General features: G+C 70.9%; 14 protein-coding genes (2 of these 14 only partly in view). 7 read left to right on the top strand and 7 right to left on the bottom strand.

The window, feature by feature from the left end; all coding sequences use genetic code 11:
* On the bottom strand, window positions 1–910 hold the 5' portion of the coding sequence (locus FrCorBMG51_RS00485; protein WP_047221179.1) for a transglutaminase family protein. Its footprint begins 56 nt before the window's first position; only the first 910 of its 966 coding nucleotides appear in the window; the start codon lies at window positions 908–910; its stop codon lies off the left edge, out of view.
* The gene (locus FrCorBMG51_RS33350; protein WP_047221178.1) at window positions 907–1,170 is read right to left on the bottom strand and encodes a putative acetyltransferase; all 264 of its coding nucleotides are present in this window, start codon (window positions 1,168–1,170) and stop codon (window positions 907–909) included. Before FrCorBMG51_RS33350 ends, FrCorBMG51_RS00485 begins: the two co-directional genes overlap by 4 nt.
* A gap of 87 nt (window positions 1,171–1,257) precedes the next feature.
* On the opposite strand from FrCorBMG51_RS33350, the gene fdxA reads away from it, so the two are divergent.
* Together fdxA and dapC are read left to right on the top strand one after the other, a co-directional pair.
* On the top strand, window positions 1,258–1,581 hold the full coding sequence (fdxA, locus tag FrCorBMG51_RS00475; RefSeq protein ID WP_013872332.1) for a ferredoxin: 324 nt from the start codon (window positions 1,258–1,260) through the stop codon (window positions 1,579–1,581).
* A 56-nt stretch (window positions 1,582–1,637) separates the two neighbouring features.
* Window positions 1,638–3,059 (top strand): succinyldiaminopimelate transaminase, encoded by a 1,422-nt coding sequence (dapC, locus tag FrCorBMG51_RS00470; protein WP_047221269.1) that lies wholly within the window; start codon window positions 1,638–1,640, stop codon window positions 3,057–3,059.
* A 299-nt stretch (window positions 3,060–3,358) separates the two neighbouring features.
* On the opposite strand, the gene FrCorBMG51_RS29190 is transcribed toward dapC, so the two are convergent.
* A complete protein-coding gene (locus tag FrCorBMG51_RS29190; RefSeq protein ID WP_047221177.1) occupies window positions 3,359–3,631 on the bottom strand; it encodes a FitA-like ribbon-helix-helix domain-containing protein in 273 nt (90 codons plus the stop codon).
* 231 nt (window positions 3,632–3,862) lie between these two features.
* On the opposite strand from FrCorBMG51_RS29190, the gene FrCorBMG51_RS00460 reads away from it, so the two are divergent.
* Entirely contained in the window at window positions 3,863–4,708 is an 846-nt protein-coding gene (locus FrCorBMG51_RS00460; protein WP_047221176.1) for a 2,3,4,5-tetrahydropyridine-2,6-dicarboxylate N-succinyltransferase, read from the top strand.
* Window positions 4,709–4,739: 31 nt separating this feature from the next.
* Window positions 4,740–5,873: a succinyl-diaminopimelate desuccinylase gene (gene dapE / locus FrCorBMG51_RS00455; RefSeq protein ID WP_047221175.1), complete on the top strand. Its 1,134-nt coding sequence runs from the start codon at window positions 4,740–4,742 to the stop codon at window positions 5,871–5,873.
* Between the two features lie 99 nt (window positions 5,874–5,972).
* Here the strand turns inward: dapE and FrCorBMG51_RS00450 are convergent, their stop codons facing one another.
* Both FrCorBMG51_RS00450 and folP read right to left on the bottom strand, forming a co-directional pair.
* Entirely contained in the window at window positions 5,973–6,734 is a 762-nt protein-coding gene (locus FrCorBMG51_RS00450) for a tyrosine-protein phosphatase (RefSeq protein ID WP_047221174.1), read from the bottom strand.
* A 527-nt stretch (window positions 6,735–7,261) separates the two neighbouring features.
* Window positions 7,262–8,221 (bottom strand): dihydropteroate synthase, encoded by a 960-nt coding sequence (gene folP, locus FrCorBMG51_RS00445; protein ID WP_047221173.1) that lies wholly within the window; start codon window positions 8,219–8,221, stop codon window positions 7,262–7,264.
* A 222-nt stretch (window positions 8,222–8,443) separates the two neighbouring features.
* Here folP and FrCorBMG51_RS00440 point away from each other — a divergent pair, with 222 nt between their 5' ends.
* The 3 genes from FrCorBMG51_RS00440 (at window position 8,444) to FrCorBMG51_RS00435 (ending at window position 11,238) form a co-directional block, all read left to right on the top strand.
* The gene (locus tag FrCorBMG51_RS00440; RefSeq protein ID WP_047221172.1) at window positions 8,444–8,917 is read left to right on the top strand and encodes a DivIVA domain-containing protein; all 474 of its coding nucleotides are present in this window, start codon (window positions 8,444–8,446) and stop codon (window positions 8,915–8,917) included.
* Window positions 8,918–9,291: 374 nt separating this feature from the next.
* Window positions 9,292–9,459 carry a DUF3117 domain-containing protein gene (locus FrCorBMG51_RS25970; protein WP_013872340.1) on the top strand — a complete coding sequence of 56 codons (168 nt, stop codon included), beginning with the start codon at window positions 9,292–9,294 and terminating at the stop codon, window positions 9,457–9,459.
* A 15-nt stretch (window positions 9,460–9,474) separates the two neighbouring features.
* Window positions 9,475–11,238, top strand: a complete 1,764-nt coding sequence (locus tag FrCorBMG51_RS00435) for a leucyl aminopeptidase family protein (RefSeq protein ID WP_052914183.1) — start codon at window positions 9,475–9,477, stop codon at window positions 11,236–11,238.
* Window positions 11,239–11,491: 253 nt separating this feature from the next.
* Here FrCorBMG51_RS00435 and FrCorBMG51_RS34330 read toward each other — a convergent pair whose 3' ends face one another.
* Entirely contained in the window at window positions 11,492–11,839 is a 348-nt protein-coding gene (locus tag FrCorBMG51_RS34330; protein WP_275452034.1) for an O-methyltransferase, read from the bottom strand.
* On the bottom strand, window positions 11,775–11,876 hold the end of the coding sequence (locus tag FrCorBMG51_RS34325; protein ID WP_275452033.1) for an O-methyltransferase. It continues 306 nt past the right edge of the window; the window shows 102 of its 408 coding nt (coding positions 307–408); its start codon lies beyond the right edge, outside the window; its stop codon occupies window positions 11,775–11,777. Before FrCorBMG51_RS34325 ends, FrCorBMG51_RS34330 begins: the two co-directional genes overlap by 65 nt.

Genomic DNA, 11,876 nt, shown 5'->3' with positions numbered 1-11,876 from the left:
CGCGGGCGGCCGCCGCGGCGGCCGGCTCCAACGGCCCGACCGCGTCGGCGAACGCCGTGAGATCCTCGGCGCCGCCCAGGAAGTCGCCGAGACGGACGAGCAGTTCCCCGCGCTCCCGGCGCAGGTGCACCGGGTGATGGGGCAGCAGCAGGGACAGTTCGACGGCCCACAGCCGCGTCGTGGTGGCCTCCGTCCGGGCAGCCCAGACCCGAATGTTGCCCAGCACCCGCATCAGCAGATCCACCGGGCTCATCGGCGCGAGGTACGCGCGGGTGAACGGCACCCCGGTGGAGCGGACCCGTTCCGCGGCCTCGTGCACCGTGATCAGCCGGCCGCCACAGAACGGGTCGACCAGGACGTTCCGGCTGGGCGAACCGATACCGACGATGACGTGCCCGGGCAGCCCGACGGGATAGGCCGGGATGCCGAGGCGGCGGGCGACCTCCACCCAGACCACGGACAGCATGATCGGCAGACCGCGCCGGCGGCGGAGCACCGAGCTCAGCAAGGAGGCGTACAGGCTGTCGTAGTCCGTGGGATCACCGTGGAATCTGCCCTGTACGCCGAGCGACTGCCGCAGGATCTCGGCGGCGGTGCGCACGTCCAGGCCGGCGAGTGTCTGGCCGGCGGTCGGCCCTTCCGCCGTGCCGGCCGCGCCACCAGCGCCGCCGGCCACACCACCAGCCGTGCCGCCGGCCGGGCCGCCAGGACCGCCGACGCTGTCGGGATCCCGCACGGTGACATCGGCGAGACGGCCGGTCTGCGCGGCCAGCGCATCCAGTTGGGCGAGCTCCCGCACCGGGTCGAGGCCCGGCTCGGCCTCGGCCGCGATCAGCAGGCAGGCCAGGCCGAGATCGACGGGCTCCTGTCGGACGGCTTCGGCAAACTGGCGTCGTGTCCGTACGGTCATTGCGGGTTCGCCTCCGTCTGCCCCGCGGCCTGCTCCGAGCTGGACCGGCGTACCGGCTGTGGCGGGACCCGCCGCCCGGCGACCAGATCTGTTTCGGCGACTCTCACGATAGAACCGTCCCTGGTGCGTATCGTCAGGCAGTGATCGGTCCAGGACAGCAGCTCCCCCACGACGTCGGTCAGTGGCAGGGGCCCGGCGACCCGTTGGCGGATCGATACCCTGGCGCCGGCGTCAGCAGGAGTGATACGGACGACATACACGACAAGCGAACGCCCTTGGTGTCGACACGGAACCGTTCAGGTCGATACTAAGGAATCAGTCGCCCGTGAGCCGAGGAGGAACAACCGGTGACCTACGTCATCGCGGAGCCTTGCGTCGATGTGAAGGACAAGGCCTGCATTGAGGAGTGCCCGGTCGACTGCATCTACGAGGGCGGACGGATGCTTTACATCCAGCCTGACGAGTGCGTCGACTGCGGAGCGTGCGAGCCCGTCTGCCCGGTGGAGGCCATTTACTACGAGGACGACGTGCCTGACCAGTGGAAGGGCTTCGCGGACTCGAACGCCCTGTTCTTCGAGGAGCTCGGCTCGCCGGGCGGGGCGTCGAAGGTGGGGGCGCTCGACTTCGACCCGCCCAGCGTCGCCACGTTGGCGCCGCAGGCCGAGTCCTGACCGGGCCCGTGGGGCCTGCCGCGGCCACCGGGCTTCGGCAGGCCCGTCACCGCCGTGTGCGGCTGCCTGACTTCCCCTGGGACGCGCTGACCCCGTTCGCGGAGAAGGCCCGTGCCCATCCGTACGGGCTGGTCGACCTCTCCGTCGGCACACCAGTGGACGCGACACCGCTGGTCGTTCAGCATGCCCTGGCCGCGGCGGCCAACGCGCCGGGCTATCCGACGACCGCGGGCACGCCCGAGCTGCGGGATGCCGCCGCCGGCTGGCTGGCGCGCCGGCTGGGCGTGATCGTAGACCCGTCCGCCGTGCTGCCGGTGATCGGGACGAAGGAACTGGTCGCGCAGCTGCCCGGCCAGCTCGGGCTCGGCCCGGGAGACCGGGTCTGGATCCCGACCCCGGCCTATCCGACGTACGAGGTCGGCGCCCTGCTGGCCCGCTGCGAACCTGTCCTGGGCCCGGCGGACGGCGTGGGGCTGGTGTGGCTGAACACCCCGGCCAACCCGTCCGGGCGGGTACTGACCGTGGACGAGATGCGCGCCGTCGTCGGCTGGGCCCGGGAGCACGGCATCGTCGTCGCCAGCGACGAGTGCTACATCGAGCTGGGCTGGGAGGCCCGTCCCGTCTCGGTGCTGCATCCGGACGTCTGCGGCGGCTCGCACGAGGGGCTGCTTGCCGTCCACTCGCTGTCGAAACGGTCGAACCTCGCCGGCTACCGGGCCGGATTCGTCACCGGAGATCCCCGGCTGGTGGCGGGCCTGCTGGAGGTCCGCCGGCACGCGGGCGCGATGCTGCCCACGCCGGTCCAGGCCGCGATGACGGCCGCCCTGGCCGACGACATGCACGTTGCCGAGCAGCGGGCGCGATACGCCAACCGCCGGGCCGTGCTCGCGGCGGCACTGGCGGTCGCCGGCTTCACGATCGAGCACAGCGAGGCCGGGCTCTACCTGTGGGCGACCCGCGGCGAGGACGCGTGGGCCACCGTGGACGCGCTGGCCACGGTGGGTGTGCTCGTCGCCCCCGGGGTGTTCTACGGTGAGGTCGGCCGCCGGCACGTGCGGATCGCCCTGACCGGGCCGGACGCGCAGATCGCCACCGTTCCGGAGCGGATGGCAGTGCTGCCGCCGCCGCAGGCTCCCGCGCCGTCCGTGGGGGGATACCACCCCGACGCCCGTACGACCGGGGCACACCCGGTGACGGCTCCTTCCTCGGCGCCTCCGTCGGCGGCCCATCAGCCGTCCGCACCTCGTCCGCCCGCGGGCCAGCCGGTACGGGGCCCGCAGCCCCGCTCCACCGGCACGGGAGCGCTTCCCGTCGCGACCTGGCCCACTTACGACGCCCCCGGCTACAGCACCTCCGGCCATGACAATCCTGCCTACGACAAGGCCGCCTACGACAGGGCTGCCTACAACGATGCCGGTTACGACGGCAACGGCGGGCACGGCGTCCAGGTCACAGCAGAACCACCGGACATCCGGTAACCCCCAAATTGTGCCTTTGGCACAATTTGGGGACCCCTGCCTCTTTGGTTGGTCGTGGTGGGTGGCTCGCGGATCGCCTGTTGACGATCCGCGAGGGGGTGTAACGGACTGTGTTATGTCTTCGGTATGCAGCGAGGGCGGGGGTTGCTAATCCGGCCCGGGCCGGCCGGTAGCTGAGTATGGATGTGAATCCGGTGCTGTGATGACAGCGGTGGATTCACATCCTTCTGTGTCTTTTGGGATGGTTTGTGGGGCCGGGACGCGGCGCTGGGCCTTCTGGGCTGGTCGTGGTGGGTGGTTCACGGGGTTGTGAAGGCGCAGCGGGGGCCAATGGTCCTGGCCGGCCGGAGGTCCGGGGTGGCGAGCCTGGCGCCCAGTGACTCGGCGAGTGCCACGCACCATCCGTCGTACGCGGTGATGTTCTCCCGTAGTTCCCACACCCGGGTGGCGAACGGCTCGTACAGCTGGGACCGCAGGTACTCCTGCAGGGAACGGCCGCTGAGCGCGGCCCGGGCGGCGAGTTCGTCACGAGTCTCGTCGGGGACGTCCCGAATTGTGATCGCGGTGACCATAGCAGCAGATGGCAAGCGGGTGGCCGGTGGACGCCGACGTCGTGTCAGCGGTCTGCTGGCGGTCTTCTGGTCATCTTCCGAGGAGCTTCTGGTGTGTCTCCGGGCCGCGATGTGGGGATCTCCGTCGGATGGGCCGACCGTGCTCCCAGGCCGGCCTGGGAGGGGCCGGAGGAGCCAGCCGGGGAGTCAACCGGTTGGGCAGCCGCTGGCCGCCTCGTTAAGGTCGTGACCGTGAGCACCTCGGTTACGGTTTCTGACACCGCCATCGACCCCGCCATCGACACGTTGTGGGAGAATCCCGACGCGTCCGAGGCACCGGACGGCCGTCCCGTGTATGACGTCGTGGTCGAAGCGGTCAATCTGTTGGACACGGGGAAGGCGAGGGTCGCCCACGTCACCGACACCGGTGAGGTCGTCGTGGACGAGCGGGCCAAACGCGCCATCCTGCTCGCCTTCCGGGTACTGCCGATGGCCGAGTCCGCCGCCGGCGACTTCCGTTACCACGATCGTGTGCCGTTGAAGACGTCCTTCGACGGGGTACGGGTGGTACCGGGCGCGATCGTCCGCTGGGGCGCGTATGTCGAACCGGGCGCGGTGCTCATGCCGAGCTACACCAACATCGGCGGATACGTCGGAGCCGGCACCCTGGTCGACACCTGGGCGACGGTCGGCTCCTGCGCGCAGATCGGCCGTCGGGTGCACCTGTCCGGCGGCGTCGGCATCGGCGGGGTGCTGGAGCCGCCGAACGCGAAGCCGGTGGTGATCGAGGACGACGCGTTCATCGGCAGCCGGTGCATGGTCGTGGAGGGTGCGCGGGTGCGTCGCGGCGCGAAGCTCGGCGCGGGCGCGATCCTGACCGCGTCCACCCATGTCTTCGACGCGAACACCGGCGAGGAGTACCCCCGGGGCGAGATCCCCGAGCGGGCGGTCGCGGTCGGGTCCAGCCGGGTGAAGTCGTTCCCCGGCGGGGACTACGCGCTGCCGTGCGTCCTTGTGCTGCGGACACTCGCCGAAGGGGAGATCCACGACAAGCTCGCGCTCAACGACGTCCTGCGGGAGCACGGTGTCGCCCCCTGAGCCGGGGAGACGAAGCGACGTGGGCCCGGGCATGCGCCTTGATCTGAGCCTGTCAGCGACGGAGCTGACCCGCGCTGTCGTCGACATCCCCTCGCCGAGCGGGGCCGAGAGTACGCTCGCGGACGCGGTCGAGGAGGCCCTGACCGGCCTCGGCGGGCTGCGGGTGGACCGTGACGGCGACGCGGTCGTGGCCCGGACCGAGCTGGGCCGGCAGACCCGGGTGCTGCTCGCCGGGCATCTGGACACCGTTCCGATCGCGGACAACCTGCCCAGCCGGCTGGCGGACGGGCACCTGTACGGATGCGGGACCTCGGACATGAAAGCCGGGGTGGCTGTGATGCTGCGGCTGGCGGCCGTCCTCGCGGGCTCCGTGGGGTCTGTCGGTACCGCCGCGTCCACGCCGTCCGTGGGCTTCGTTCCCGCGCACGACGTGACCTGGGTCTTCTACGACAACGAAGAGGTCGACGCCGTCCGCAACGGCCTGCGCCGCCTGGCCGCGAACCATCGGGACTGGCTGGACGCCGACCTTGCGCTGCTCCTGGAGCCGACGTCGGGCGAGATCGAGGCCGGCTGCCAGGGCACCCTGCGGGTGGCCGTCACGGTGCCGGGACGCCGGGCGCACTCGGCCCGGTCATGGCTCGGGGAGAACGCGATCCACCGGGCCGCGCCGCTGCTGGAACGGCTCGCCAGCTACCAGCCGCGGACGGTGACGATCGACGGCTGTGTCTACCGGGAGGGCCTCAACGCCGTGCGGATCACCGGCGGCGTGGCCGGCAACATCGTTCCGGACGTGTGCGAGGTTCTGGTCAACTACAGGTTCGCTCCGGACCGTGACGTTGCCCAGGCGCTCGACCACGTTCGGGAGACCCTGGACGGGTTCCCTGTGGAGCTGACCGACAGCGCGGCCGGTGCGCTGCCCGGGCTGACCGCGCCGGCCGCGGCCGCGTTCGTCCGGGCGGTGGGGCGCACGCCCGTCGCCAAGTACGGCTGGACGGACGTGGCCCGGTTCGCGGCCCTCGGCATCCCGGCGCTCAACTATGGCCCGGGTGATCCCAATCTGGCTCACACCCGGGACGAACGCGTCGAACTGGAGCTGATCGACACTGCCGAGGACGTGCTACGCCGCTACCTGACCGGGCCGGCCGCCGGCCCCGGCCGGCCGTGAGCGCGCCGGCGCGTCTCGAAGCCCGGTCCGGACATCCGATGGCCGATTCGCGTCAGCGTCATGACGCGAATCGGTTGTACGAAGGATCGGCCGTACGAATCAGCCGGTCATGCCCGTAATACCCGGGGCGAGGCCGACGCGCAGCGCGTCGATGATCGGCGTGGGTATGCCGGTCGAAGTCGCCCAGGTCAGGGCACCGCCGTTTCGTGACCGCAGCAGGTCGAGGAATATGTCCATGGTCTGGGCCTGTAGCAGCGCCGGGCCGAGCCCGGTCGTGCTCGACGCGCCGTACAGTGGATTCTGCTCCAGCCGGGCGGCGATGTGGTGCGCATGGTGATTGCTGCGCAGGAAGTCCCGTGCGATCTCGTCGTTCCTGACCCCGACCAGGCTCAGGAGAATGGCCGCTATGAGACCGGTCCGGTCCCGGCCGGCGGCACAGTGAAAAAGGACGGGGATGTTCCTGTCCAGGGAGTCGGCGATGATGCCGAAAACCTTCCCGATGGTGGGTGCGCCTTCAACGAGGTTCTTGTAGTAGCCCTCGGCGAGTGCCACGGGATCGCGACCGTCGGGAAACGGCTCGCGGCCGATCCGGCCCTCCGGCATCACGGAGAGATGGTATGTCTCGAGTTCCGGGAAGATGCGCTGGTCCTGGAGTCCGTCGCCGTCGGCCTCCTCGGCTGTTCGCAGGTCGATGATTACACCGATTCCCGCTTCGTCCAGGAGGTAGCCGCGATCACTCGTCGACAGGCCGTGCAGCGCGTCCGACCTGAACACGAGCCCGTGCCGGGTAGCCTGATCGTCGTCCAGCGCCAGTCCACCAAGATCCCGGAAGTTGAACAGGCTGTCGAACTCGAAGGACACTGGTCAGCCCCCTCGACATGTATGAAAAGATCTTGACGTCCGGTGGCAGAAGTGAATCCTACCCCAGGGCCGGGGCCCGCGAGGTGTCCGTTGAAATGACATCCGACAACAAGTGGTGGACGTGGGCGCGTGGTCTGGAATATGCCATGACCCGACGGCGCCGGAGAACGACCGTCCGCCACTCGTTGCCTTCGTGCCGGATGCTGGAACTCCGCGCCGTACCTGGCGCCGGCCCGAAGTCGAGCCCGACTCCGGGCTGCGCGTGGCCGCGGGCTGGCGGCATCCCGGCACCCGGTAATCAGAGCGGATCCGGCTCGTGGTGACATACGGGATTCACATCCACAACCATTCCGTAATAATCAGGCCAAGAATAGGTGGCGAAGCGGCGGCATCGTAACGTCCGAGGAGGTGTGTCGGGAATCGGACAGTCCGGTCCTCGTGACGGGCATCCGGGATGGCCCCGGAACGGGCCTGCCGTAACGCGAGGACACGGACGGACGGCGGACCGCGTCACGTTCGGCCCGGCGCTACGCGAGAGCCCGGCGCGAGACGGCGAGATCGCGGGTGCCGCGGATCGCCGCCACCGTCTCCAGGATCTTCCGGGTCGGTGCCACCTGGTGGGCCCGGAAGATCCTGGCGCCGAGCCACGCGCTCACCGCGGTCGCGGCCAGGGTGCCTTCCAGCCGCTCCGTCACAGGGCTGTCGAGGACCTCGCCGATGAAGTCCTTGTTCGACAGCGCAACGAGCACCGGCCATCCGGTGGCGACCAGTTCGGGCAGCCGGCGGGTCGCCTCCAGAGAGTGGCGGCTGTTCTTGCCGAAGTCGTGCCCGGGGTCGACGATGATGGCCTCGGGTCGCACACCGAGCGCTCTGGCGCGTTCGGCGAGCCCGGTCGTCGTGGCGACGATGTCGGCGACCACGTCGTCGTAGGTGACCCGGTGCGGGCGGGTACGCGGCGGCTGGTGCCCGGAGTGGGTGCAGACCAGGCCCAGCCCGTGTTCGGCGGCGACCTCGGCGAGCTGGGGATCGACGCCGCCCCACGCGTCGTTGAGCAGGTCGGCGCCCTCGGCCGCCACGATCCGGCCGACCTCGGCGCGCCAGGTGTCAACGCTGATCACGATGTCGGGGTGCCTGGCGCGGACCAGCGCGACGAACCCGCCGACCCGGCGCAGCTCCTCGGCCGCGTCGACATGCTCACCAGGGCCGGCCTTGACCCCGCCTATGTCGACGATCCGGGCGCCTTCCGCGACCGCGCGGTCGACGGCGGCCAGCGCCTCGCGCTCGCCGTAGGTGGCGCCCCGGTCGAAGAAGGAGTCCGGTGTCCGGTTGACGATCGCCATGATCACCAGGTCGGCCGGGTGGAACGTCAACGAACCGAGCCGCAGGTCACCGCCACAGCCCGCGGGGAGCACCGGGAGGGGGCCGGCCGGTGCTCCGGAAGCGTTCGGTGCTCCGGGAGCAGCGGCGGTTTCGACGTCGGTGGACATCCAGTCCAGCTTAACCGGTCACCCGCCCACGGACCGCCACGCGACCGTGGGCGGGAGCCCGCGCCCCGGTCGTTGGGCCAACGCCACGGCCTGGCCGCCGCACGGCTGTGAGCAGGGGCCGGCGCGCATCACGGACCTCTCCGAGCAGCCTGGCAACCGTGTACGCATGCGGACGGGGTGGCACATGCGGCGGAACTCTGCCGACCGTGTAACGATCGTTGGGTGTTGCTCGCTGTCGAGATCGTGGTTGTCGCCGCCATCGTCTTCGCCGTCGCGGCCCTGGCGGTGGGCAGGTTCGACCGATTGTCGCCTGCTCCGCGCGACGCGGCTGACCAGCGCCTGCCGTCACCGACGGTGTCCGCGGACGATGTGGCCGGTATCCGGTTCGAGATGGCGTTGCGGGGATACCGAATGGCTGACGTGGACGCTGTGCTCGCGCGCCTTGCCGACGAGCTCGCCTGGCGCGACGCCGAACTCGCGCGACGGGACGAGGAGATGGTCCGGCTGGCCTCCTTCGCCCGACTCGATCGCTACCCCTGGTCCGCCCGGGGCACGGGCCAGGGCGGCTGGAGAGGCCAGGCCGAGGGCCCGGACACCGCGGACACCCACCAGCCGACCGACACCGCCGGCACACGGCGTCCGTCGAACACCCCGGACAGCCCGCACAGTTCCCTGCCCGCGCCGCCATCGGGCTGACGCCCACCAGCGGCCGTACGCTGGAGGGTTACTGGCTCCCTGCCCGCGCCGGGTCGCCCGCTTGCCAGGCCCTGGATGCGGCGTGAGGCGTGGGGCTGTTCGTGGGGCTGTTCGTGGGGCTGCTGTCGTGTCGCACCGCCGTGGGTGGCGTGCGGGCGACACTGTGGTGGCTTTCCCGTCGTCCGCGGTGTCCTTATCGTGGGTGTTGGTTTGAATCGTGTTCGTGTTGGCGGTCCGGGGGTGTCTTTGGTGGTTTGCGGACCTGTCAGCCTGTGTCTGTTGTGGCGCTGCGGGGTGACGTGTTTCGGTTCCCGGCCTGTTCTCCGGGATAATCGCTGGTGGTAGCAGGTCCGACGGCAGGAAGAGGTGCACCGATGGCGGCCATGAAGCCGCGGACGGGTGACGGTCCGCTCGAGGTCACCAAAGAGGGGCGCAGCATAATCATGCGCGTCCCGCTCGAAGGGGGTGGCCGTCTCGTGGTGGAGCTGTTGCCTGACGAAGCGAAAGATCTTGGGGACGCGTTGAAGTCGGCGGCCGGCTAAGCATGCGCAGCCAGCGTGTCTGACGTTGTGGACAGCGGTTGGGCTGCTGCCCGCCCACCGATTGTGAGGCCGTGGGCCGGTGCCCCGCTGGACGCCGGTGCGCCGGTCCTGGCTTTGCTGACCCTCCCGCGGGAGGACGCGGGTGCGTTCGCGGTCGTCACCCCGGCCGGACGCGCGGTCGGCGAGTCGCTCGGCATAGATCTTGATCTTCTGCTTGCCGGGGAACGCGCCAGTGGCGACCAGGCCGAGGTGATCGCTATCCCGTTGGGGCGTGCTGCCGGCCCACGTAAGTTGCTGCTGGTGGGAGCCGGCAGACGGGACGCGGCGGCGTGGCGGGCCGCTGGTGCCGCGCTGGCTCGCCGGGCCGGGCCGGCCGACCGGGCCGCCGTGCTCGCGGACGCCCACGCCGGTGTCGACGCCGCCGCCGCGCGGGCCTTTGCCGAGGGTCTGGCGTTGGCCTCCTACCGACCGCTTGCCGCTTCCGGGCGCCCGACCGCCGCGGTGGGTGAGGCGAACGCCCCGCGCGGCACAGCGGGGCACGTCGATGGCCTCGGCGCCGGCAGCGCCACCGTCGAGCCAGCCGCTGCCAGGCCTGCCACTGTCGAGCCTGCCACTGTCGAGCCGGTCGCTGCCGGCACCGAGGCTGCCGCTGGTGCCGGGTCCGACGTCGCCGACGAGCCGTCGAAGATCCTGCGTGAGGTGACCCTCATCGTCGCGGATCCGCGGGACGCCGATCTGCGAGCGTCGCTCGCCGCCGCCGACGCGACCGCTCGTGCCGTCCACCTCGCCCGTGATCTGATCAATACGCCGAGCCTGCTGAAGTCACCGGCCTGGTTCGCCGACCGCGCGGTCGAGCTCGCCCGGGCCGCCGGCCTCGACGTCGAGGTACTTGGCCCCGACGAGCTGGCTGACGAGGGCTTCGGTGGGCTGGTCGCGGTGGGCGCGGGCTCGACGCGCTCACCGCGGCTGGTGCGGCTGACGTACAACGCCCCCTCGACCGATGGCTCCTCGACCGACGGCCCCGCGACGGCCGGGCAGCGGACGCCGGTGGACGCCCGGCACGTGGTGCTGGTGGGCAAGGGGATCACCTTCGACTCCGGTGGCCTGTCGCTGAAGCCCGCGACGTCCATGACCGCCATGAAGACCGACATGTCCGGCGCGGCGGCCATCCTCGCGACCGTGGTGACGCTGCCTGCCCTGCGGGCTCCCGGACGCGTCACCGCGCTGCTCTGCCTCGCCGAGAACATGATCGACGGGGGTGCGCTGCGGCCTGGGGACGTCATCTCCTGCTGGGGCGGTACCACCGTCGAGGTGCTCAACACCGATGCCGAGGGGCGTCTGGTGCTCGCCGACGGGCTCGCCTACGCAGCCACCCTGGCACCGGACGCGATCGTCGACCTGGCGACCCTCACCGGCGCGATCGCGATCGCCCTGGGCCGCCGGACGGCCGGCCTGTTCGCCTCGGACGAGGTCCTGGCCGATCAGCTCTCGTCCGCGGCGGCGGACGCGGGCGAACGGGTGTGGCGTCTCCCGCTGGTCGAGGACTACCGGCCGGCGCTGGAGTCCACCGTGGCCGACCTGGCGAACACCGGTACCGCGCTGAACGTCTCCGGCGGGTCGATCACGGCCGCGCTCTTCCTGCGGGAGTTCACTGGTGGCCTGCCCTGGGCACACCTGGACATCGCCGGCACCGCCCGGTCCGACTCCGACGACGGTGAGATCAGCAAGGGCGGAACGGGCTGGGGCGTACGTACTCTCCTGGCCTGGCTGGCCTCCTGAGCCCTGCCATGGCGTTGCCGGCAGCCCGGTGACCTATGCCGATACGGCATAGGTCAGGTCCGGCGCGGGTCGTGTCCGACGGATGTCCCATCACGCGGGAAGCCATCTGGATCACTGGCCGGGTAAACCGGCATCCGTCCGGAACGGCCCGGTCGCGCGAAGGTGCGGAAAACACGTAAGGACGAAAAACCGGCCTGAAGCCGGCCTGGCTGCGCGAGCGGCAGAAACAGCCTGGCCGAACGACCGGCCCGGTCTAACCGACCGGTGAGGACTTGGCGACCACGGCGACCAGGAGGCCGCCGTTGCCCGTGGTCAGGAGCATGGGGGTCAGCCGGCTGTCGTCACGGACGGCGGTGACCAGCTCCCGGGCCGCGGTGGTCTCGGCGTCGCGGGCGTCGGGGTCGGCAACCCGTCCGCCGGCGAGCGCGCCGGTGAAGACCACGATGCCGCCCGCCCGTAGCAGCCGGAGGGCCTGGTTGAGGTAGTCGGTGGCCTCACGCTGGTCCCCGTCGCAGAAGACCAGGTCGTAGGCGCTGTCAGTGAGCCTGGGCAGGACGTCGAGCGCGCGTCCGGTGATCAGCCGACTGCGGTTGGGCGCCATGCCGGCGTCCGCGTACGTACGGCGGGCCAGCCGCAGG

Source organism: Protofrankia coriariae (genome assembly GCF_001017755.1).
GTDB lineage: Bacteria > Actinomycetota > Actinomycetes > Frankiales > Frankiaceae > Protofrankia > Protofrankia coriariae.
The sequence above is the reverse complement of the archived record's forward strand: the minus strand, read 5'-3'. Positions and strand labels throughout refer to the sequence as shown.

Coding starts and splice junctions, on each gene's coding strand:
- FrCorBMG51_RS25970 (WP_013872340.1), top strand. CDS start 9,292: ATGGCGGCCATGAAGCCGCGGACGGGTGACGGTCCGCTCGAGGTCACC.
- dapE (WP_047221175.1), top strand. CDS start 4,740: ATGCGCCTTGATCTGAGCCTGTCAGCGACGGAGCTGACCCGCGCTGTC.
- folP (WP_047221173.1), bottom strand. CDS start 8,221: ATGTCCACCGACGTCGAAACCGCCGCTGCTCCCGGAGCACCGAACGCT.
- FrCorBMG51_RS29190 (WP_047221177.1), bottom strand. CDS start 3,631: ATGGTCACCGCGATCACAATTCGGGACGTCCCCGACGAGACTCGTGAC.
- FrCorBMG51_RS34330 (WP_275452034.1), bottom strand. CDS start 11,839: ATGGCGCCCAACCGCAGTCGGCTGATCACCGGACGCGCGCTCGACGTC.